The organism is Pseudomonas sp. R1-7 (genome assembly GCF_051132105.1).
GTDB lineage: Bacteria > Pseudomonadota > Gammaproteobacteria > Pseudomonadales > Pseudomonadaceae > Aquipseudomonas.
The window spans coordinates 3,924,377-3,945,876 of sequence record NZ_CP071661.1 but is presented as its reverse complement, the minus strand read 5'-3'; the positions used below and the strand labels follow the sequence as shown (position 1 = coordinate 3,945,876).

The following is a 21,500-nucleotide window of genomic DNA, read 5'->3' as shown; positions in this document are numbered from 1 at the left end:
CCGCGCGGCTCAGGCCGGCTGCGGACGGGTATCGGGCGTGGCGTCGAGAACCTGCGCCTTGGGTTGGCGGGTCAGCCTCAGCGCATTCAGCACCACGGTCAACGAACTGATGGACATGCCGACCGCGGCCCACACGGGCGTGATCCAGCCGAGGGCGGCGAACGGCAACATGAGGCCATTGTACAGCCCCGCCCAGACCAGGTTTTCGATGATGACCCGACGGGTGCGCCGGGCGAGGCTGAAGGCGTGGACCAGGGCCTCGAGGCGGTTGGACAGCAGCACCGCGTCGGCGCTGGTCTTGGCCAGGTCGGTGGCCGAGCCCATGGCGACGCTGATATCGGCCGCCGCCAGCACCGGTACGTCGTTGACACCGTCGCCGAGCATCAGCACTTTGCGCCCTTGCTGATGCAACTGTTGGAGCACGGCCAGCTTGTCGTCAGGGCGCAAGCCGCCGCGAGCTTCATCGATGCCCAGTTCGGCGGCAACGCTGGCAACCATCGGCGAGCTGTCACCCGACAGCAGGAGGGTGCGCCAGCCCCGCGCTTTGCAGGCCGCGACCAGGGCCGGGGCATCCGTACGCAGGCGGTCATCGAGGACAAACCAGGCCAGCGGTCCTATGTCGTCGCCCAGCAGCAGCCATTGTCCGGGTTCGTTCGGCATCTGCGGGACGGAGGCGCCACTCGGTTCGCAGACAAAGCCGGGATGGCCGATGCGCAATCGCTGTCCGCTCACTGCGCCTTCAAGCCCCAGTCCCGGGAAACTCTGTACATGCTCGGCGGCCAGCGGCGCACGGCCGAAGGCGCGGGCAATCGGGTGTTCGGAGCGATTTTCCAAGGCGGCGGCCAGGCCCAGGCATTGGTCACTGTCGAGTGCCGCCAGTGGTCGAATGGCACGCAACGCCAAGCGTCCTTCGGTGAGGGTCCCGGTTTTGTCGAAGATCACCGTGTCGATCTGGTTCAGGCCTTCCAGCACATGACCACGGGTCAGCAGCAGCCCGAGTTTGTGCAGGGTGCCGGTAGCGGCAGTCAGGGCGGTTGGCGTCGCCAGGGACAGCGCGCAAGGACAGGTCGCAACCAGCATCGCCAGGACGATCCAGAAGGCGCGCGAAGGGTCCAGATACCACCACAACAGGCCGATGGCTGTCGCCGCAACCAGGGAGAACAGCAGGAACCATTGGGCGGCGCGGTCGGCGATTTCCGCCAGCCGTGGTTTCTCGCCCTGGGCGCGTTCCAAGAGGCGCACGATGGCGGACAAGCGCGTGTCCTGTCCCAACGCCAGTACCTGGACGGTCAGCGCGCCCTCGACGTTAAGCGTGCCCGCCGTGACTGCATCGCCGGCCCGGCGGGGTTGCGGCAGGTATTCACCGGTCAGCAGCGATTCGTCGACGCTCGACTGGCCTTCGAGAATCCTGCCGTCGGCGGGCAGGATCGCGCCGGGCTGGACCAGCACCCTGTCGCCGGTGTGCAACTCACTGAGCAGGATGCGCTCGCTCTGGCCGTCATCATCCAGGCGCAGGCACGAGGCTGGCAGCAGGTTGACCAGTTGAGCGGTGGCGGCAGCGGTGCGCTCCCGGGCGCGACGTTCCAAATAGCGGCCCGCCAGTAGGAACAGGGCAAACATGCCGACGGCATCGAAGTACAACTCACCGGCACCGGTAATGGACGTCCAGATCCCCGCGATGTAAGCGCCACCGATGGCCAGGGACACTGAAACGTCCATGGTCAGGTGGCGCGTGCGCAGGTCACGCATGGCACCTTTGAAAAAAGGCGCGCAGCTGTAGAACACGATGGGCGTCGTCAAAAATAGCGCGACCCAGCGCAGGATGGTGTGCATCTCCGGGCTCAGGTCGATGTTGAATTCCGGCCAGGTGGCCATGGTCGCCATCATCGCCTGGAACCACAGCAAGCCGGCCACTCCCAGCTGGCGGAGGGCCAGGCGGTTTTGCGCGGCGAGCTGTTCGCTGGCCTGATCGGCCTGGTACGGGTGCGCGGCGTAGCCGATCTGGCGCAATTCGGCGAGCAGGGTGCTCAGCGGCAATTGAGCATCGGCCCAGCGGACGTGCAGGCGGTGGTTGGACAGGTTCAGTCGCGCCTCGGCCACCGCCGGCAAAGTGCGCAAGTGTTTTTCGATCAGCCAGCCGCAGGCGGCGCAGCTGATGCCTTCCATCAGCAGGGTGGTTTCGGACAGCTCGCCTTCATGGCGAACGAACGACTGCTGCACGTCCGGGCGATCATACAGCGCCAGTTCATCGGTCAACTGGACGGGCAAGGTCTCGGGGTTGGCCGACGCTTCGCTGCGATGCTGGTAATAGCTTTCCAGGCCGCCGGCGACGATCGCTTCGGCCACCGCCTGGCAACCCGGGCAGCACAGCTCGCGGGTCTCACCGAGGACAACGGCGGTGAAGCGACTGCCGGGAGGAACGGGCAGGGCGCAGTGATAGCAGGGCTGTGGAGTGGTCATGGTTGTCGCATGAAGGCCTTGTGGAAGGAGCTTGCTATAAGTGAGGGCGCTTTTTGTGGCGAGGGAGCTTGCTCCCGCTGGCCTGCGTAGCAGGCCCAAAGCAGCCGACACCATGGAGCCTGATCGCGCCGGGACTCAGGCTTCAGGGCCGCTTCGCGGCCCAGCGGGAGCAAGCTCCCTCGCCACAAAGCGGCTTATTTTTTCAGGTCTTCAGCGCCTTGCAGCGGCTCGTCGCCGAGCAGGATGGCCTGGTCGTGGTTGATCTGCTCTTCCTCGAACAAACGCCAGGTCTTGTCGTTCTCCACACCCAGCAGTTCGACGAAGCGCCGACCTTCGATTTTGTCCGCCAACTGGCCAACGTAGCGCCCAGGTTCGCTGTCGTTGCGGGTCAGGACAATCTTGCGGTCCTTCTCCGGCTGGGTCGGCGAGATCAGGCTCAGTTCCAGGGTCTGGGGGCGGCTGTTGCCGTCCAGGCGCAGGTCCACTTCGCCGGTGAGGTCGTCCAACTGCACGTTGGCATGCAATTGCAGGGTCTGGGCCAGCAGCTCGCGCTCCAGGGAGCGGTTGATGCCCTTGCCGGCTTCGTAATAGTTGTCGTTGACCAGGTTATCCGGGTTGTTTACCGCGATGGTCACCATGGTCAGGCTCAGCGTTACCGAGCAGGCAAGGATCCCGATAATGATCCACGGCCAGAGGTGCTTGTACCAAGGGCTGGTGGCGGTTGCTGCAGGCATGTTCATTTCTCTCAACGAGTCTGTGGGCCGATGAACCGGCTCTTGGCTTCAACGTGAACGCTTTCGTCATCGGCATCCTTGAGGATGAAGATCACCTCGTTGGTGCTCGATGGCAGTTGCTCCGGTGCGCTGGACAGCTCGACCGGCTGGCTGTAGATCTCACCAGCGGCGACCTTGATTTCCCGTCGGCCTTGCAGCTTGAGATCAGGCAGGCCGGCGGCTTCGAGGACGTACGTATGGTCGCGCTGGTCCTTGTTCATGATTTTCAGGCTGTAGACGTTCTCGATCCGGCCTTCGGCGTTCTCGCGATACAGCACGCGGTCCTTGCTGACGTCGAAACCCACCAGCGAACGCATGAAGAAGGCCGTGACCAGCAAGCTGACCATCGCCAGCAACACCAGGGCATAACCGATCAGGCGCGGGCGCAGTTTATGGGTTTTCTGCCCCGAGAGGTTGTGTTCGGTGGTGTAGCTGATCAGGCCGCGCGGATAATCCATCTTGTCCATGATGTTGTCGCAGGCATCGATGCAGGCCGCGCAACCGATGCATTCGATCTGCAAACCGTCGCGGATGTCGATACCGGTGGGGCAGACCTGGACGCACATGGTGCAGTCGATGCAGTCGCCGAGGCCCAGCGCCTTGTAGTCGACACCTTTCTTGCGCGGGCCACGGCTTTCGCCGCGACGTGGGTCATAGGAAACGATCAGGGTGTCCTTGTCGAACATCACACTCTGGAATCGGGCGTAAGGGCACATGTAGATACACACTTGTTCACGCAGCCAGCCGGCATTGCCGTAGGTGGCAAGGGTGAAGAAGCCGACCCAGAAGTACGACCAGCCATCTGCCTGCCCGGTGAAGAACTCGAAGACCAGCTCGCGGATCGGCGTGAAGTAACCGACAAAGGTCATGCCGGTGACGAAACCGATCAGCAGCCACAGGCTGTGCTTGGCGAATTTGCGCAGGAATTTGTTGCCGCTCATGGGCGCCTTGTCGAGTTTGATACGCTGGTTGCGGTCGCCTTCGGTGACCTTTTCGCACCACATGAAAATCCAGGTCCAGACGCTTTGCGGGCAGGTGTAGCCGCACCAGACACGACCGGCGTACACCGTGATGAAAAACAGGCCGAAGGCGGCGATGATCAACATCCCCGACAGCAGGATGAAATCCTGGGGCCAGAAGGTGGCGCCAAAAATAAAGAATTTGCGTTCCGGCAGGTTCCACCAGACAGCCTGGTGACCGCCCCAATTCAGCCAGACCGTGCCGAAATACAGCAGGAACAGGAACGCCCCGCCGACCATCCGCAGGTTGCGGAACAGGCCCGTGAAAGCACGGGTGTAGATTTTTTCCCGAGAGGCGTACAGGTCGACGCTTTTGTTGGCGTCCTTGGCAGGCGGGGTAACGTCATGTACCGGAATCTGGTTGCTCATCAATTGCATCCCACGGCAGTGGAAAAATGCCGAGGCCAGTACGTGCCGACCACGGTCAGAAAGGGTATTGCAGTGGCGCAATGATACGCCTGTCGCTCTAGGTCAAGGGTGCGACCTTTGGTCGCGTTGGGTGTATGGGCCGAATGGTGTAGCGGATGTAACAAGTCATGACCTGGATCAATTGACTATAGACACCGCATGGCGTTGGCGGGGTGCTGGATGGCTGGGGCGGCTTGGCCAGCGGGAGCAAGCTCTCTCGCCATGGGATCTGCGTTTCGCCTCAAATCGTGTGCTCAGCCAGCGTTCCGCGCTGCCTGTTTCTAGCTGGCATTCAGACGGATAATTTGATGGTTTATGTTATTGCGGTTTATGAAGCCAGGAAGAAAAGTCGGATATGTAAATTTCATCCAGCGTTAGCGTCGGCGGTATGTTTTCGATGCTGTCAGCTATCTCGTCATAAGGTGTTGGCAAGACGTAGCAGAAGCCAAAATCCTCGTTGAGGATTATGACGCCATTAAATATGCGCTGGCGTTCGGTCAGCTTTTTTATCTGGTCAAAAGGCATTCCTGTGGAAAGCGTATTTTGGTAAAGCCCTTTGTATCGCGCGTTGCAACCGATTGAAAAAATTGTTCCGTCAGGAAGGGTCGAGAGGGTGAGCGTACTATCGATTACGTACGCTGTTCTAGTTTCACCGTCAGGTAGCGTGTAGCTCTTTATCTAGACTTTATGATGCTCATAGAGCTCATTCATGTAGGTCGAGATATTGTCTTGCAATAAAATGTTCGCAATTGAATGCTTGGATTTTATGTCGGCTGCAAAATCAATCATTTAAGTTCCACTGTTCATTAGCGTGCCGTTTACGTAGACGGGTGAGTCTTTTATGAGGTCATAAGGTTTTTTCCCGGTCAGTTTTCCAGTCCATCGTTGGGTTATCGTATTTTTCCTGGCAAAGCCTTTGGCCGAGGTACAGCTCAGTCCTAGTGGGTCGGCATACCCTGCAGGATTCGGCGCATAAGCATAGAAATTAATGCCCCCCGCCAACCCAATCGGATCCGGCGTAGTAAACCGCCCCACATCCGGATCATAAAACCTGAACGTATTGAAATGCAGCCCGGTTTCCCGGTCCAGGTACTGCCCCTGGAACCGCAAATTCTGTTCTTCGATGTAATACGGCTCGCGCACTTCCTCCAGCGTATTGCCCCACACCCGATACGTCGCCTGCCAAACGTTGTGCCCGTCGGCTTCGGTGAGTTGTTCCGGCAGGCCGTTGAGGTCGTTGTGGTAGTAGCGGATCTTTTGCAGCGGGCCGCTGCCGTCGACGCGGGCCAGGGGTTCGTAGCCTTCGTCTTCGTAGAGGTACAGGCTGGTTTGCTGGTGGCGGTGTTCCTGCAACAGGCGAAGGCCATCCCAGGTGAAACGGGTTTCGCCCAACGGGTATCCATTGCTGTCGTGTTCGGTCTTGGCGATGCGCCGGCCCAGCGGGTCGTAGGCCATTTTCACCACGCTGCCGTTGTCGTTGCGCACCTCGATCAAGCGGCTTTCGGTGTCGTAGGCGAAGTGCTGCACGCCGCGTTTGGCGCTGCGTTTTTCGATCATCCGGCCGAAGGCGTCGTAGCGGTAGCGTTTGTCCTGGTAGGTCAGCAGTTTGTTGTGCACCACCAGTCCAGCGCCGGGTAATAAGTTATGGTCTATGAGCGATGTATTAATCGCCGTCAGCAAAGAGCACTTCGTCCAGCTGGATTGCTTTTTTTAGAAAGCTGATAAAGTCAATAACTCGACTTTCGTTGTTCTTGGAAAGTAGTGAGATTAATATTTTTTGGTGGCTTGGATAAATTCTGCATTTTCCATATGGGTCAATGTAGACGCCTGTTTGGTTTTTTAGTTTGGTGAATGCTGGGTCAAACAGTTTGAATTCAGAGTCCTTTATTATGAAGGAGGGGTGTTCGTTGTTATCGTCTGAAAGGTAGGAAATATCTAGCATGAGGAGGCCTCTAGAAGTCTGAAGGGTAAGATGTGATGATTTTCTCTTTTTTCGGATCATAGATAGTCACATGGCCTTTCTCTCCTCGGGTACCTATAACTCGGTCATAATCTCGCTCGTAGCGTATTCTGCCATCACCCTGAATGATAGTGCGACTGGGATCTCGAATGGTTCTGTCCTCGAGTTTTTTATATTGACTAGGCTTTTTGTATTTGCTCTTGGCTTGTAGTTTGGTTTTTTCCTTTGCTGTGAACTTGCTTTTGCTGGTGTTGTTGTGTCTTCTGATATGTCGATTCGGAACATGACGCGTCCGATTAGGTCCACAAGATTTTAAGCCCTGCGGGTCCAGCCAGCCATATGGATTGGGGGCGTAGAGGTAGAGATTAATTCCCCCCGCCAACCCAATCGGATCCGGCGTGGTAAACCGCCCCACATCCGGATCATAAAACCTGAACGTATTGAAATGCAGCCCGGTTTCCCGGTCCAGGTACTGCCCCTGGAACCGCAAATTCTGTTCTTCGATGTAATACGGCTCGCGCACTTCCTCCAGCGTATTGCCCCACACCCGATACGTCGCCTGCCAAACGTTGTGTCCGTCGGCTTCGGTGAGTTGTTCCGGCAGGCCGTTGAGGTCGTTGTGGTAGTAGCGGATCTTTTGCAGCGGGCCGCTGCCGTCGACGCGGGCCAGGGGTTCGTAGCCTTCGTCTTCGTAGAGGTACAGGCTGGTTTGCTGGTGGCGGTGTTCCTGCAACAGGCGAAGGCCATCCCAGGTGAAACGGGTTTCGCCCAACGGGTATCCATTGCTGTCGTGTTCGGTCTTGGCGATGCGCCGGCCCAGCGGGTCGTAGGCCATTTTCACCACGCTGCCGTTGTCGTTGCGCACCTCGATCAAGCGGCTTTCGGCGTCGTAGGCGAAGTGCTGCACGCCGCGTTTGGCGCTGCGTTTTTCGATCATCCGGCCGAAGGCGTCGTAGCGGTAGCGCTTGTCCTGGTAGGTCAGCAGTCTGTTGTGCACCATCAGCCCGGCGCCGGGGGCCGGGCCGTCCAGCAGATTGGCGGCGGCGTCGTAGGTGAAGGTTTCGCGCTGGCCGTGGAGACTGTCCTGGGTGGCGATGATGCGGCCGGTGGCGTCGTAGTGCAGGAGCTGGCGCTGTTGTGCGTCGGGTTGCTGGTCGAGTTTGCCGATGAGGTTGTCGGCGGGGTCGTACTCGAAGTGTTTTTGCACCGCTGCCGGTAGCAGCGAGGGTTGGCTGCTGTGGCGGCGTTGTCGCGTGCGCAGGCGGCCGCTGCGGTCGTATTCGCTGCGGGTGCTGATCTGGCCTTGGGTGCGTAGCACTTCGCGGTGCAGGCGGTCGCGTTCGAAGTCGCTGATGACCTGGCCGTCGAGGTTGATCTGGTGCAGGTGGCCGCTGCCGTAGTACAGGCGGTTGACCCAGCGGCCATCGGGCAGTTGGGTCTGGATCAGGTTGCCGAGTTCGTCGTAGTGGTGTTGCAGGCTGCCGGCGGCGCCGTTTTCGGCGAGCAGCTGGCCGAGGGCGTCGTAGGTAAAGCTCAGGGTTTGCGCGTTGCCTTGCAGGTCGGTGAAGGTGACGGCGGTGAGTTGGTCCAGCGGGTCGTAGCGGTATTCGGTGCGGCCGTCGTCGGTGACTTTGGCGATCAGCCGGCCCACGGCATCGCGTTCCAGGCAATGGACGATGGGCGCCGGCGGTATTTCGGGAATGAGCGCCAGGCCCGTGCCGTACGGTGCAGGCATCGCCGTCACTGCCGCGACGTTGTCGAGGCGGTCGTAGTCGTAGCGTTTGGCGCTGCCATCCAGGTCTTGTTGCTCGCTCAACCGATCCCCAGCGTCCCAGGCAAACCGGTAGCTCTCGCCATTCTCGTTGGTCAGCGCTTGCAGCCGGCCGAAGCTGTCGTAGGCGAACTGCACTTGCCGGCCCTGGGCGTCGGTGCGTAGGCGGACCTGGCCGCGACGATTGTACTGATAGTGCGTGGTGTGTCCGGCCGGGTCGGTGTAGCCAGTGAGCTGGCCGGCGGTGTCACGCTGGTAGCGTTCGGTGCGGCCGTCCGGCAATTGGCTGCTCAGCAGCCGGCCTTGGGCGTCGTAGCTGAATTGGGTGCGCTCACCGAGGGCGTCGGTGATGGTTTGCAGGTAACCGCGCGCGTCATAACTGAAGCGTGTCGGGTAACCCGAGCAATCAACGTGTTCGACCAGTTGCCCGAACGGGTTCCAGCGCAGCTTCTTGCTTTTGCCGGTGGCATCGATGATTTCTACCACCTGGCCGTGGGCGTCGTAGCGGTAGCGGGTGCGATGGCCCAGCGGGTCGGTTTGCGCCGTGCAGTTGCCGCGTTGATCGTAGCGGTACGTCCAGCTATTGCCGGCGGCATCGGTGTCCACTAGCGGCAGGGGCCAGTGTTCAAGCCAGAGGCTGGATTCGCTGCGGCCCAACGGGTCGGTTTCGCTGATCAGGTTGCCGACGTCGTCGTAGCTGAATTGATACTGGCCGCCCTGTGGATCGGTGGCGCTGAGCAACTGGCGCTCATCGTTCCACTCGAACAGCCACGTCTGGCCGAGGTTGTCGCTGTACCGGATGATCTGGTGCTGGCTGTTCCAGTGCCGAGTGCTGACGCGTTGCAGGCTGTCGCGGATGCGGGTGATACCGGCTTGCAAGTCATAGTCGAACTGGTAGGCGTCGCCTTCGTCGGTCCAGTGCCGGACTACACGCCATTCCTGGTCATCGATCAAGGCCCATTCGTAGAAGCAGCGCAGGCCCGTGGGCAGTTGGTGTTCGACCATCCGGTGGCCAGCGTCATAGCTGAAACACCGTTGCACCTGGTTGCCAGCGTCGCGTACTTCGGCGAGATTGCCCGATGCATCGTAGGCGTAGCTGACCAGCACTTCCCGCGATTGACCAGGGTAGAGCCGTTGAATCTGGCTGACGCGTTCGCCTTCTCGAATCAGTTCGACCTGCACCAGATCGAAGGTGTCGCGCAGCCGCACCAGGCGTCCGCCCTCGTCATAGTCGAGGTGGATACGGTTGTCGTTGCGGTCGCCCAGTTGGCTCAATCGCAAGTGGGATGGGTTGGCCGGCGTGGGTTCGAACAAACGGTACAGGCCGTCATCGCTCTCGATCAGCAATTGCCCACTTGTATGGCGGCGCACCGCCAGGCCTTCGCCGGCACTGAATACGGCGCCGCCCAACGGGATGGAGCCCATGTCGATGGGGCGCGCCTGTTCGTCGGTGTAGACCAGGGTTTCGCCGCCGTCGGGGTGAGGCAGGATGTCGACCCGTACCTCATAGGTCACGCTCCAGCCGGCACCGAACAGGCTGTCGCGACGCTCGTCACGGCTGTTGTAGAAGCGTTGCCAGTCGATCGGCAGGATGCCGGGCAAGACGAAATCCAGTTCCTCATCACCGCCCAGCACTTTGGCGCCAGTAGCGGCATGCACCGGGTTCGACGAACCCAGGGCGGCATTGGCGGCTGCGTTCGCCGCGCTGCTGGCGGCCATGGATACCGCGCCGCCCACCAGCATGCATGGCAATTTGCTGAAGAACTTGCCTTTGCCGCCCTTGAGCATCAACAACGCTGTGACCGCCAGGCCAACACCCGGGGTCTTGCCGCTGCGGATCTCGCGCACCACCACCGAACCGCCGCCAATGGTCACGTTGGGGGAAATCAGCCCGGACGACACCACCGTTGCATCGCAGGTGCTGCGGTCGCCGCTGCGTACGGCGGGCTGGCCGTTGATGGTGACCTTGTCCGAACCTTCGGCCATGAACTGCGGTGGCATCGGCGGATGCTTCATGCAGATGACCAGGTCTTCCGGCTTGGGTACCGCGCCGGGTGCCGGTGTGGCGACCGTAGGACGCCACATCTGCGAGAAGAACTCTCCGGCCATGTCCAGGTAGCTGGGCTCTTCTTCAGGTTCCTGGTCTTCCAGCTCGGTGCCGGCCGGGGCGACGTGGGATTCGATCGCCCCGGCGGCACGGGCAGATGGGATGTTATTGGTAAAGGTGTCGGCGGAGCCGGTGAGAATGTTCGCCTGCACCGTGGGCGGAAAGAGGGCGTTGCCAATACCCTCGCATATATTGCTCAGGCCCTTGTCGGCCCCGGTCTTGCTCATCGCCAGGCCGACGACGGTGCCCACCACCAGGCCCAGGACGAAGCAGCCCAGGCCACCGGTGACCACCGTAATACCCGTGGCCGCGACTACCGCGGCGGTCGCCACGGCAGTAATCGCAATGTTCGCCGCCACCTCCAGCACGCCCCCAAGGATGTCGGCCATCATTGAGGTGTGATTCAACGCGTCGCCCAGGCGGGCCGCCCAGAGCGCATCAGACATGGACGATGCTCAGGCTGGTGCCTGTGTGCTTGAGTGGATCGATGCGTTTCATTGCGCCTGTCTCCCTGGCGGTGAAGTGTGGGTCCGCTGTGATATCAGCTTGACCAGGGGGTGAGCAATGCCACGCCGCTGCTTTGAAAATCCGTCACGTTGCCAGTTACCACGGTCAGCCCGTGGACCAACGCGGCGAAGGCCTATGAAAAAGGCCCCGCCAATTGGATTTGGCGGGGCCTTTCGTGTAACAGGGGCTGGCCTTACTGAGCGTCAGCGGCCGGAGCCTTTTCGCCGTGAGACAGGCTGTAGACGTAGGCGGCCAACAGGTGCACCTTGTCGTTGCCCTGCAGATCGGCCTGGGCCGGCATCTGGCCCTGGCGACCATAGCGGATGGTCTGCTGCAGCTGGGCGAAGCTCGAACCGTAGATGAAGCCGGCCGGGTGCGTCAGGTCGGGAGCGCCCATGGCGGGCGTGCCCTTGCCGGCGGGGCCGTGGCAAGCCACGCAGTTGGCTGCGAACAGCTTCTGGCCGTTGGCCGGATCGGCCTTGGCGCCTTCCGGCAGTTTGCGACCGTGCAGGCTGGTCACCACGTAGGCGGCCACGTCGGCGACGCCTTGTTCGCCAACCACGGCAGCCCAGCCCGGCATGACGGCATGACGACCGCCCATGATGGTGGTCTTGATGGTTTCCGGCTCGCCGCCCCAGCGCCAGTCGGCGTCGGTCAGGTTAGGGAAGCCGTAGGCACCCTTGGCGTCGGAACCGTGGCAGACCGAGCAGTTGGAGGCGAACAGGCGACCGCCCATCTTCAGGGCTTGCGGATCCTTGGCGACTTCTTCGATCGGCATGGAGGCGAACTTGGCGAAGATCGGACCGAACTTGGCGTCCGAGCGAGCCATTTCCTTTTCCCACTCGTGCACACCGGTCCAGCCGGTCTGGCCGTTGGCGAAGGCGGTCTGCTTTTCGGTGTCCAGGTAGTTATAGCCTGGCAGCAGGCCTTTCCAGTTGCCCAGGCCAGGGTAGAGCACCAAGTAGCCGAGGGCGAAAATGATGGTGCCCACGAACAGCATGAACCACCATTTCGGCAGCGGGTTGTCGTACTCCTCGATCCCGTCGAAGGAGTGGCCAACCGTTTCCTCGGTGGCTTCGCTGCGCTGGCCCTTGCGGGTCGACAGCAGCAGCCAGGTCAGGGCGAAGATCGTTCCCAGGCTGAGGACTGTGACGTACAGACTCCAGAACGTAGTCATTCTTTGTTACTCCTAGAAGCTTGCTCGACGTGCTTGATGGCTTCGGGATCATCCGCGAACGGCAGCAAGGTCGCGTCGTCAAACTCCGACTTGCGCTTGGGGCTGAACACCCACAGGGCCAGGCCAATAAAGGCCACCATCACGACGACGGTGCCCAAGCCACGAATCATCCCGATATCCATCCAGATCACCGTTTGCTTTTGATGATGGTGCCCAGGCCTTGCAGATAGGCCACCAGCGCGTCCATTTCAGTCTTGCCCTTGACGGCATCCTTGGCACCGGCGATGTCTTCGTCGGTGTAAGGCACGCCCAAGGCGCGCAGGACTTCCATTTTCTTGGCGGTGTCTTTGCCGTCGAGCTTGTTTTCTACGAGGAACGGGTAGGCCGGCATTTTCGACTCAGGCACCACGTTGCGCGGGTTGTACAAGTGCGCACGCTGCCAGTCGTCGGAGTAGCGGCCGCCAACACGGGCCAGGTCCGGGCCGGTGCGCTTGGATCCCCACAGGAACGGGTGGTCCCAGACGCTTTCGCCGGCGACCGAATAGTGGCCGTAGCGTTCGGTCTCGGCGCGGAACGGACGGATCATCTGCGAGTGGCAGCCGACACAACCGTTGGCGATGTAGACGTCGCGGCCTTCCAGTTCAAGGGCGGTGCGTGGCTTCATGCCTTCTACCGGCTTGTTGGTCACGTCCTGGAAGAACAGCGGAACGATCTGGGTCAGACCGCCGATGCTCACCGCGATGACCATGAAGAAGGCCAGCAGGCCGATATTCTTCTCTACTGCTTCGTGCTTCATCAGTGAGCTCCAACTACGGCGATCTTGGCGGCGGCTTCAGCTTCAGCCGGGTCAGAGGCACGAACGGTGCGATACACGTTGTAGGCCATGAGCAGCATGCCGCTGGCGAAGAACGCGCCGCCCAAGGCACGGACAATGAAGCCCGGGTGGCTGGCTTGCAGCGCTTCGACGAACGAGTAGGTCAGGGTGCCGTCGTCGTTGATGGCGCGCCACATCAGGCCTTGGGTGATGCCGTTGACCCACATCGAGGCGATGTAGAGCACGGTGCCGATGGTCGCGAGCCAGAAGTGCGCGTTGATCAGGCCGGTGCTGTGCATTTGCGCACGACCGAACAGTTTCGGGATCATGTGGTAGATGGCGCCGATGGAAATCATCGCGACCCAGCCGAGTGCACCGGCGTGTACGTGGCCGATGGTCCAGTCGGTGTAGTGGCTCAGGGAGTTGACGGTCTTGATGGCCATCATCGGGCCTTCGAAGGTCGACATGCCGTAGAACGCCAGCGATACCACCAGGAAGCGCAGGATCGGGTCGGTGCGCAGCTTATGCCAGGCGCCCGACAGGGTCATCATGCCGTTGATCATGCCGCCCCAGCTTGGCGCCAGCAGGATGATCGACATCGCCATGCCCAGGGACTGTGCCCAGTCCGGCAACGCGGTGTAGTGCAGGTGGTGCGGACCGGCCCAGATGTACAGGGTGATCAGCGCCCAGAAGTGCACGATGGACAGGCGATAGGAGTAGATCGGACGCTCGGCCTGTTTTGGCACGAAGTAGTACATCATCCCCAGGAAGCCGGTGGTCAGGAAGAAGCCCACGGCGTTGTGGCCGTACCACCACTGGATCATCGCGTCGGTCGCACCTGAATAGGCCGAGTACGACTTGAAGAAGCTGACTGGCAGCGACGCGTGGTTGACGATGTGCAGCATGGCGGTCACGACGATGAAGGCACCGTAGAACCAGTTGCCGACATAGATGTGCTTGGTCTTGCGCTTGACGATCGTGCCGAAGAACACCAAACCGTAGGTCACCCAGACGATCGCCAGCAGGATAGCCAGGGGCCATTCCAGTTCCGCGTATTCCTTGGTGGTGGTGAAACCCATCGGCAAAGTCACGATCGCGCCGATGATCACCGCTTGCCAACCCCAGAAGGTGAAGGCGGCGAGGCTGTCGGAAATCAGTCGCGTCTGGCAGGTTCGCTGCACGACATAGTAAGAAGTGGCAAACAATGCACAACCACCGAAGGCGAAGATCACCAGGTTGGTGTGCAGCGGGCGCAGGCGTCCAAATGTCGTCCATGGCAGATCGAAGTTCAACTCCGGCCAGACCAGTTGCGAGGCGATGAAGACACCGAGCCCCATGCCAAGGATCCCCCAGACCACCGTCATGATGGCGAACTGGCGGACTACCTTATAGTTATAAGCAGTCGGACTGATTGCTGTGCTCATTCTAAGGTTCCACGGTTTGGGTGTTTTATTAGGATAAAAATCGGTCGCAAGTATGGAGAAAGCGGGGGGTCATTGCAACGCGCCATGACCTGGGTCAATGCTTTCCAAAGCTGATTCTGCGGCCTTTCCATGTTCTGTGTAGGGACAAAATTGGCCCACGGCAAAATGTCGCGACAAAGGAAGGAGGCGAGGGGGTCAGGTCGGTTGTAACGGGGTGTGTTCAAACACGACGTTCGGGGGATGCCAGGCAACTGTCGCAACAGCCGGTATTCACCTGCGTTTGCGGCCTTTTGAACGAACGATTGTCGAACGCATCGGGTCGGATCGACCTGAAACCGGCAGTCGCCAGTGCACGCAAAGGCAAGCTTAGACCCGATTCCAGAGAACCGAAAGGAAGACTATGGGAGGGGTGCGACAATGCGTCGCGCAGGGGCACGAAACAGCCGCTTCCGGATGGAAGCGGCTGTTTCGTGTGGTCAGGATTTATTCGCTTTTGTTTTCGGCTTGCAGGCGCTCGGTTCCGGCGCCGTGGGACAGGCTGTAGACGTAAGCGGCGAGCAGTTGCACTTTGTCATTGCCGAGCAGTTCATTCTGCGCAGGCATATGGCCTTGGCGGCCATGGCGAATGGTCTGTTGCAGTTGCGCCAGGCTGGTGCCGTAGATGAAGCCGGCCGGTTGCGTCAGGTTTGGCGCGCCCATGGCTTCGGTGCCCTGGCCGTTGGCGCCGTGGCAGGCGACGCAAGTGGCGTTGAACGCTTGCTGGCCAGCTTGCAGGTCGGCACCGCTGTCGGCAGACAAGGGCAGGCCGGCCAGATCGTGACGTACATAGGCGGCAACGTTCTTGACCCCGGCGTCTCCCAGCACTTCGCCCCATGCCGGCATCGCCGCCATGCGCCCACCCATGATGGTCGCCTTGATGGTCTCGGCATTACCGCCCCAGCGCCAGTTGCTGTCGGCCAGGTTCGGGAAGCCGAAGGCGCCCTTGGCGTCCGAGCCATGGCAGACCGAGCAGTTGGAGGCGAACAGGCGGCCCCCCATCTTCAAGGCTTGCGGATCCTTGGCGACTTCCTCCACCGGCATGGCCGAGAACTTGGCGAAGATCGGCCCGAACTTGGCGTCGGCCTTGGCCATTTCCTTTTCCCATTCATGGGCGCCGGTCCAGCCGTTGTCATAGCCGGGCAGGATGCCTTTCCAGTTGCCCAGGCCCGGGTAGAGGACCAGGTAGCCGACAGAAAACACCAGGGTGCCGGCAAACAGCAGGAACCACCATTGTGGCAGCGGGTTGTCGTATTCTTCGATGCCATCGAAGCTGTGGCCCATGGTCTGGTCGACGCTACCCTTGGTCTCGCCCTTGCGGGTGCCGATCAGCAGCCAGGTCAGGCCGATGAGGCTGCCAATGGTCAGTACGCAGATCCACGTACTCCAGAAAGTGGTCATGGCCGGGTACTCCTTGATGCGGGGTCTTGGGGGGGAATGTCAGCAGGCGGTTCGTCGGCGAACGGCAGCAGGCGTGCCTGGGCGAATTCCGGGCCGCGCTTGCTGCTGAACACCCACAGGACCAGGCCGATGAAGGCGATGAAGACCACGACTGTGCCTAGGCCGCGGATCATGCCAGTACTCATTTCAAGCACCATGGCTCACCTCTTGCTCTTGATGGCAGTGCCGAGCACTTGCAGGTAGGCGACCAGCGCGTCCATTTCGGTCTTGCCTTTGAGCGAGGCGACACTGCCCGCGATATCGTCATCGGTGTACGGCACGCCGAGGGTGCGCATGGCGCGCAGCTTGCCTTCGGTGTGGCTGCTGTCGACTGCCTGTGTCACCAGCCATGGGTAGGCCGGCATTTTCGACTCGGGCACGACGTTACGTGGGTTGTACAAGTGCGCGCGGTGCCAGTCATCGGAGTAACGCGCGCCGACACGCGCCAGGTCCGGTCCGGTGCGCTTGGAGCCCCACAGGAACGGGTGGTCCCAGACGCTTTCACCGGCCACCGAGTAGTGGCCATAGCGTTCGGTCTCGGCGCGAAACGGACGGATCATCTGCGAGTGGCAGCCGACGCAGCCTTCACGGATGTAGATGTCGCGACCTTCCAATTGCAGGGCGGTGTAGGGCTTCATGCCATCCACCGGCTTATTGGTCACGTCCTGGAAGAACAGCGGCACGATCTGGGTCAGGCCGCCGATGCTCACGGCCAGCACCATCAACAGCATCAGCAGGCCGACGTTTTTTTCGATTGTTTCGTGTTTCATGGCGGACTCCTCAAGCCATCTGCGCGGCAGCGGCGGCTTCGGCAGGCTGGTAGGCCCGCACGGTGCGCCAGGTGTTATAGGCCATCAGCAGCATGCCGCTGAGGAAGATCGCCCCGCCCACCAGCCGCACGATGAAGCCAGGGTGGCTGGCCACCAGGGTTTCGACGAAGGAGTAGGTGAGCGTGCCGTCCTCGTTCACTGCACGCCACATCAGGCCCTGGGCGATGCCGTTGACCCACATCGAGGCGATGTAGAGCACGGTGCCGATGGTCGCGAGCCAGAAGTGCGCGTTGATCAGGCCGATGCTGTGCATCTGCGTGCGACCGAAGACCTTCGGAATCATATGGTACAAGGCACCGATGGAAATCATCGCCACCCAGCCGAGCGCGCCGGCGTGTACGTGGCCGATGGTCCAGTCGGTGTAGTGGGAGAGGGCGTTGACGGTCTTGATCGCCATCATCGGACCTTCGAAGGTCGACATGCCGTAGAACGCCAGGGACACCACCAGGAACCGCAGGATCGGGTCGCTGCGCAACTTATGCCAGGCGCCCGAGAGGGTCATCATGCCGTTGATCATGCCGCCCCAGCTCGGCGCCAGCAGGATCAGCGACATCACCATGCCCAACGACTGCGCCCAGTCCGGCAGCGCGGTGTAGTGCAGGTGGTGCGGGCCGGCCCAGATGTACAGGGTGATCAGTGCCCAGAAGTGCACGATGGACAGGCGATAGGAATACACCGGACGTTCGGCCTGTTTCGGCACGAAGTAATACATCATCCCCAGGAAGCCTGCGGTGAGGAAGAAGCCCACGGCGTTATGGCCGTACCACCATTGCACCATCGCATCCGTGGCCCCGGCGTACACCGAGTAGGACTTGGTCAGGCTCACCGGCAGTTCCAGGTTGTTGACGATGTGCAGGATCGCCACGGTCAGGATGAACCCGCCGAAGAACCAGTTACCCACATAGATGTGCTTGGTGTTGCGCTTGGCCACGGTACCGAAGAACACGATGGCGTAGGCCACCCAGACGATAGTGATCAGGATGTCGATCGGCCATTCCAGTTCGGCGTATTCCTTGGAACTGGTGTAGCCCAGCGGCAGGCTGATGGCCGCCAGCAGGATCACCAGTTGCCAGCCCCAGAAGCAGAACGCGGCGAGTTTCGGCGCAAACAGCTGGGTCTGGCAGGTGCGTTGCACCGAGTAGAACGAACTGGCGAACAGGGCGCAGCCACCGAAGGCGAAGATCACCGCGTTGGTGTGCAGCGGGCGCAGGCGGCCGAAGCTGGTCCAGGGCAAATCGAAATTGAGCTGTGGCCAGACCAATTGGGCGGCGAGAAAAACCCCGAGCCCCATGCCGACGATGCCCCACACCACCGTCATAATGGCGAATTGGCGGACCACCTTGTAGTTGTAGGCGGTACTGATAGAAGTGTTCATGGTTCCCCATCCACGGTTCAGCCGAAGTAGCGCCTGCGCAAGGCAGTGCGGCGTTCTTCGCCTGGAGTTATAGGCAGACTAAAAGCGAGGCAAGCATGGACAAACAGCACAAGGCCAGTATTGACGGGGATCAATGGGCGCGATGTGTGGCCGATCACGGCTGGTTATGGACAGCCGCGAAACCGGCCGCCGGCGCCGAGCCGCCGTCCCTGATTCTGGCCCATGGTGCCGGTGCGCCGATGGACAGCGGATTCATGGAAGAAATGGCCGCGCGCCTTGCCGCGCATGGCGTCAATGTGTTGCGTTTCGAGTTTCCCTACATGGCCCAGCGGCGCTTGGACGGGGGTAGACGTCCACCCAATCCCGCACCGAAATTGTTGGAATGCTGGCGAGAGGTGTACGCCACGGTGCGGCCTTATGTCGCTGGGCGGCTGGCCATTGGCGGCAAATCCATGGGCGGGCGCATGGCGAGCCTGCTGGCCGATGAGCTTGGCGCCGATGCGCTGGTGTGCCTGGGCTATCCGTTCTACGCGGTGGGCAAGCCGGAGAAACCGCGGGTCGAGCACCTGGCCGGATTGAAGACTCGAACCTTGATCGTTCAGGGTGAGCGGGATGCGTTGGGTAATCGGGAGGCGGTGCAGGGCTATACCTTGTCACCGAGCATCGAGGCGATGTGGCTGGTGGCGGGGGATCATGATTTGAAGCCGTTGAAGGCTTCGGGGTTTAGTCATGAGCAGCATTTGGACGCGGCGGCGCGCAGGGTAGCCGGGTTTCTCCAGTAGGTTCTCGGGCAGCCTGTCCCGGCCTCATCGCGAGCAAGCTCGCTCCCACATTTGAACCCGGTTGAATAACCTCAGTGGAAACCTGTGGGAGCGAGCTTGCTCGCGATAGCGGCCTGCCAGACGACAAAAAACCCGGAAGCTTTCGCTGTCCGGGTTTTTTGTTTGCAGGCTGCAGTCAGCGGTTAAACCGCTCCACCAACGAATACTGCGTATTGGCCGTGCGGGTCAGCTCCTCGCTGAGCAGCGCCGAACTGTGGGCCTGGCCCGAGGTCTGGTCGGCCAGTTCCGAAATGTTGCTGATGTTGCGGCTGATTTCTTCCGCCACCGAACTCTGCTCCTCGGTCGCGGCGGCGATCTGGGTGGTCATGTCGGTGATGTGGGCAACCGCTTCGCTGATGCCCACCAGCGCCTGGTCCGCTTCCATGACCCGCGCCACGCCTTCTTCGGCCTGGCGATGACCGGCGTCCATGGTCTGCACGGCATTGTTGGCGGTCTGTTGCAGCTTGGCGATCAGCGCATGGATCTGCCCGGTGGACTCACTGGTGCGTTGCGCCAGTTGCCGAACTTCGTCAGCCACCACGGCAAAGCCGCGGCCCATCTCGCCGGCACGGGCCGCTTCGATGGCGGCGTTGAGGGCCAGCAGGTTGGTCTGGTCGGCGATGCCTTTGATCACATCGACTACGCCACCGATCTCATCGCTGTCCTTGGCCAATTGAGTCACGGTCTGCCCGGTTTCCCCCACGACGACCGACAGGCGCTCGATGGCCTCGCGGGTTTCCCCGGCGATATCGCGACCACGGCCCGTCAGGCGATTGGCCTCCTGGGTCGCATCGGCGGTGCGTTGCACGTGGCTGGCGACCTCCTGCGTGGTGGCAGCCATCTGGTTGACGGCAGTGGCGACTTGTTCGGTCTCCACCCGCTGGCGTTCCAGGCCGCTGGAGCTGTCGTGCGCCAGGGAGTTGGACTGCCGGGCTTGCGCGTTGAGGTGCTCGGCAGTGTCCTGCAGTCGGGTCAGGCAGGTTTTCAGGCGAGCTTCCTGGCTGAGGATCGACATCTCCAGGCGTGCCTGGACGCCACGGCTGTCGGTGTACATCCGCGCGATCAACGGGTCCGAGGTGGTTTGCTCGGCCAAGCGCAGCAAGCGCTTGATTCCGCGTTGCTGCCACTGCAGGCCCATCAGCCCCAACGGCACCGAGAGCAGGGCAGCGAGGGCAAAGCCCCAGGAAGAGTTGAGGAACGCGCCGACAACGAAACTCAACTGGCTGACCAGGATGAACGGCAGCCAATCCTGCAGGATCGGCAACCACTTGTCGCTGCTCGGCACCGCGGACTTGCCGTCATTGATGCGCTTGTAGAGCGCTTCGGCCCGGGTAATCTGCTCGGCGGTGGGTTTGACCCGTACCGACTCATAGCCAACGACCTGGTTGCCTTCGAATACTGGCGTGACGTAGGCGTTGACCCAGTAATGATCGCCGTTCTTGCTGCGATTCTTGACGATGCCCATCCATGGCAAGCCTTGTTTCAAGGTGTTCCACATGTGGGCGAACACCGCTGACGGGACATCCGGATGGCGGACCAGGTTGTGTGGCGAATGGATCAGCTCTTCCTTGGAAAACCCGCTGATTTCAACGAATGCATCGTTGCAGTAGGTAATCACACCCTTGGTATTGGTGGTGGAAATCAATCGTTGCTGGGCCGGGAAGGTCCTTTCGCGTTGTGTAATCGGTTGGTTGTTACGCATGGTGTTGTAGTCCGCAAGGCTTTGAAAGGTTGTCGGCACCGTCAGCTTTTTGTTGAAATAATTCTTCCCGGCGGTATCACGCGAGCATCGGATAGGTAAATAGGGCGAAATGAAGCAGGTTCAGGCCAAAATGCGTGGCAATCGCCGCGCCCAGGCCGCCAAATCGATACGCCAGGCCGTAACCGATACCGGCCAGTCCCGACAGCAGCATCCATTCCCAACCGGCGCCGGCATGTACCAGGCCGAACACCAGCGAGGCCATCAGCAATGCAAGGTTGTCGCCATGGCGCAAATGTTTGAAGCGTCGGCTCAGGCCACCCTGAATGTAGCCACGAAACAGAGCTTCCTCCACCAACGTCACCAATAAAAGATTATTCAGTACCCACAGCCAAGCCTGGTCCGGCCATTTCGGTGACCAATGGGTCATGCCCAGCAGCAGGGCCCCGCCTAGTGCCATGACCGCGCTCAGGCACAAGCCGAGGACCGTGGCGTAGACGGACAAGCGAAACGGGCGCCGACCGACGATCCATGGGCAGAACAGCAGGAGCCAGAAGCCGATCAGCGGTTTGTCCTGGTTCAGGTACATGGCGAACCGCACGGCATCCTCTGTAAAGCGTTGCGTCGCGATAGCCCTGCCATTGAAAAAGCCTGGCATCCAGTGCAGCGCCAGCGCGACCGCGAGTACGGCAAACAGGCAATGCCCGAGGAATTGCCCGACCGGCGTCTGCCGCTGACGAACGGCATACCCGGCGAATAACAATAGCGCGATCGAAATAACCGCTGTCCAGGCCAGATGGCCATAGACCAGGGCAAGGCCATAACCGATCGAGAGAAGGGCCAGGTACGGCCACGGTAGGGCGGGCATGTCGAATCCTT

General features: G+C 61.0%; 15 protein-coding genes and 2 pseudogenes. 1 reads left to right on the top strand and 16 read right to left on the bottom strand.

Annotated elements, in window-relative coordinates:
• Positions 1 to 9: 9 nt before the first annotated feature.
• From J3P79_RS17595 to ccoN (J3P79_RS17530), 14 genes and pseudogenes are all read right to left on the bottom strand, one after another.
• Entirely contained in the window at positions 10 to 2,460 is a 2,451-nt protein-coding gene (locus tag J3P79_RS17595) for a heavy metal translocating P-type ATPase (RefSeq protein ID WP_434604626.1), read from the bottom strand.
• A 194-nt stretch (positions 2,461 to 2,654) separates the two neighbouring features.
• A complete protein-coding gene (locus tag J3P79_RS17590; protein WP_434604624.1) occupies positions 2,655 to 3,194 on the bottom strand; it encodes a FixH family protein in 540 nt (179 codons plus the stop codon).
• Between the two features lie 11 nt (positions 3,195 to 3,205).
• Positions 3,206 to 4,621, bottom strand: coding sequence for a cytochrome c oxidase accessory protein CcoG (ccoG, locus tag J3P79_RS17585; protein ID WP_434604621.1), 1,416 nt, complete (start codon positions 4,619 to 4,621; stop codon positions 3,206 to 3,208).
• Between the two features lie 963 nt (positions 4,622 to 5,584).
• A pseudogene (locus tag J3P79_RS17580) lies at positions 5,585 to 6,292 on the bottom strand (RHS repeat-associated core domain-containing protein); the annotation flags it as partial.
• A gap of 320 nt (positions 6,293 to 6,612) precedes the next feature.
• Positions 6,613 to 10,944 carry an RHS repeat-associated core domain-containing protein gene (locus J3P79_RS17575; protein ID WP_434604619.1) on the bottom strand — a complete coding sequence of 1,444 codons (4,332 nt, stop codon included), beginning with the start codon at positions 10,942 to 10,944 and terminating at the stop codon, positions 6,613 to 6,615.
• Between the two features lie 95 nt (positions 10,945 to 11,039).
• Positions 11,040 to 11,138: pseudogene (locus J3P79_RS17570) on the bottom strand (VapC toxin family PIN domain ribonuclease); the annotation flags it as partial.
• Positions 11,139 to 11,198: 60 nt separating this feature from the next.
• A complete protein-coding gene (gene ccoP / locus J3P79_RS17565; RefSeq protein ID WP_039589058.1) occupies positions 11,199 to 12,182 on the bottom strand; it encodes a cytochrome-c oxidase, cbb3-type subunit III in 984 nt (327 codons plus the stop codon).
• Positions 12,179 to 12,364, bottom strand: a complete 186-nt coding sequence (locus J3P79_RS17560) for a CcoQ/FixQ family Cbb3-type cytochrome c oxidase assembly chaperone (RefSeq protein WP_003183474.1) — start codon at positions 12,362 to 12,364, stop codon at positions 12,179 to 12,181. Before J3P79_RS17560 ends, ccoP (J3P79_RS17565) begins: the two co-directional genes overlap by 4 nt.
• Before the next feature lie 5 nt (positions 12,365 to 12,369).
• Positions 12,370 to 12,978 (bottom strand): cytochrome-c oxidase, cbb3-type subunit II, encoded by a 609-nt coding sequence (gene ccoO / locus J3P79_RS17555; RefSeq protein ID WP_434604617.1) that lies wholly within the window; start codon positions 12,976 to 12,978, stop codon positions 12,370 to 12,372.
• Entirely contained in the window at positions 12,978 to 14,420 is a 1,443-nt protein-coding gene (gene ccoN, locus J3P79_RS17550) for a cytochrome-c oxidase, cbb3-type subunit I (protein ID WP_434604614.1), read from the bottom strand. The genes ccoO (J3P79_RS17555) and ccoN (J3P79_RS17550) overlap by 1 nt, the downstream gene beginning before the upstream one ends.
• Before the next feature lie 483 nt (positions 14,421 to 14,903).
• The gene (ccoP, locus tag J3P79_RS17545) at positions 14,904 to 15,857 is read right to left on the bottom strand and encodes a cytochrome-c oxidase, cbb3-type subunit III (protein ID WP_434604612.1); all 954 of its coding nucleotides are present in this window, start codon (positions 15,855 to 15,857) and stop codon (positions 14,904 to 14,906) included.
• Entirely contained in the window at positions 15,854 to 16,054 is a 201-nt protein-coding gene (locus J3P79_RS17540) for a cbb3-type cytochrome oxidase subunit 3 (RefSeq protein WP_434604610.1), read from the bottom strand. Before J3P79_RS17540 ends, ccoP (J3P79_RS17545) begins: the two co-directional genes overlap by 4 nt.
• Positions 16,055 to 16,057: 3 nt before the next feature.
• Complete coding sequence (gene ccoO / locus J3P79_RS17535; protein WP_003183469.1) at positions 16,058 to 16,666, bottom strand: cytochrome-c oxidase, cbb3-type subunit II; 609 nt, start codon at positions 16,664 to 16,666, stop codon at positions 16,058 to 16,060.
• A 10-nt stretch (positions 16,667 to 16,676) separates the two neighbouring features.
• On the bottom strand, positions 16,677 to 18,101 hold the full coding sequence (gene ccoN / locus J3P79_RS17530) for a cytochrome-c oxidase, cbb3-type subunit I (RefSeq protein WP_434604608.1): 1,425 nt from the start codon (positions 18,099 to 18,101) through the stop codon (positions 16,677 to 16,679).
• Between the two features lie 95 nt (positions 18,102 to 18,196).
• Between ccoN (J3P79_RS17530) and J3P79_RS17525 the strand changes: the two genes are divergently transcribed.
• Positions 18,197 to 18,883 carry an alpha/beta family hydrolase gene (locus J3P79_RS17525; protein WP_434604606.1) on the top strand — a complete coding sequence of 229 codons (687 nt, stop codon included), beginning with the start codon at positions 18,197 to 18,199 and terminating at the stop codon, positions 18,881 to 18,883.
• 175 nt (positions 18,884 to 19,058) lie between these two features.
• Here J3P79_RS17525 and J3P79_RS17520 read toward each other — a convergent pair whose 3' ends face one another.
• Positions 19,059 to 20,624, bottom strand: coding sequence for a methyl-accepting chemotaxis protein (locus J3P79_RS17520; RefSeq protein ID WP_434604604.1), 1,566 nt, complete (start codon positions 20,622 to 20,624; stop codon positions 19,059 to 19,061).
• A 76-nt stretch (positions 20,625 to 20,700) separates the two neighbouring features.
• Entirely contained in the window at positions 20,701 to 21,489 is a 789-nt protein-coding gene (locus J3P79_RS17515; RefSeq protein WP_434604602.1) for a lysostaphin resistance A-like protein, read from the bottom strand.
• Positions 21,490 to 21,500: the final 11 nt, after the last annotated feature.

What these genes read in the sequence shown, in the direction of transcription:
- J3P79_RS17515 (WP_434604602.1), bottom strand. Translation starts at nt 21,489, where the DNA reads ATGCCCGCCCTACCGTGGCCGTACCTGGCCCTTCTCTCGATCGGTTAT.
- ccoG (WP_434604621.1), bottom strand. Translation starts at nt 4,621, where the DNA reads ATGAGCAACCAGATTCCGGTACATGACGTTACCCCGCCTGCCAAGGAC.
- ccoO (WP_434604617.1), bottom strand. Translation starts at nt 12,978, where the DNA reads ATGAAGCACGAAGCAGTAGAGAAGAATATCGGCCTGCTGGCCTTCTTC.
- ccoP (WP_039589058.1), bottom strand. Translation starts at nt 12,182, where the DNA reads ATGACTACGTTCTGGAGTCTGTACGTCACAGTCCTCAGCCTGGGAACG.
- J3P79_RS17595 (WP_434604626.1), bottom strand. Translation starts at nt 2,460, where the DNA reads ATGACCACTCCACAGCCCTGCTATCACTGCGCCCTGCCCGTTCCTCCC.
- J3P79_RS17575 (WP_434604619.1), bottom strand. Translation starts at nt 10,944, where the DNA reads ATGTCTGATGCGCTCTGGGCGGCCCGCCTGGGCGACGCGTTGAATCAC.
- J3P79_RS17540 (WP_434604610.1), bottom strand. Translation starts at nt 16,054, where the DNA reads ATGGTGCTTGAAATGAGTACTGGCATGATCCGCGGCCTAGGCACAGTC.
- ccoP (WP_434604612.1), bottom strand. Translation starts at nt 15,857, where the DNA reads ATGACCACTTTCTGGAGTACGTGGATCTGCGTACTGACCATTGGCAGC.
- ccoO (WP_003183469.1), bottom strand. Translation starts at nt 16,666, where the DNA reads ATGAAACACGAAACAATCGAAAAAAACGTCGGCCTGCTGATGCTGTTG.
- ccoN (WP_434604614.1), bottom strand. Translation starts at nt 14,420, where the DNA reads ATGAGCACAGCAATCAGTCCGACTGCTTATAACTATAAGGTAGTCCGC.
- ccoN (WP_434604608.1), bottom strand. Translation starts at nt 18,101, where the DNA reads ATGAACACTTCTATCAGTACCGCCTACAACTACAAGGTGGTCCGCCAA.
- J3P79_RS17590 (WP_434604624.1), bottom strand. Translation starts at nt 3,194, where the DNA reads ATGCCTGCAGCAACCGCCACCAGCCCTTGGTACAAGCACCTCTGGCCG.
- J3P79_RS17520 (WP_434604604.1), bottom strand. Translation starts at nt 20,624, where the DNA reads ATGCGTAACAACCAACCGATTACACAACGCGAAAGGACCTTCCCGGCC.
- J3P79_RS17560 (WP_003183474.1), bottom strand. Translation starts at nt 12,364, where the DNA reads ATGGATATCGGGATGATTCGTGGCTTGGGCACCGTCGTCGTGATGGTG.
- J3P79_RS17525 (WP_434604606.1), top strand. Translation starts at nt 18,197, where the DNA reads ATGGACAAACAGCACAAGGCCAGTATTGACGGGGATCAATGGGCGCGA.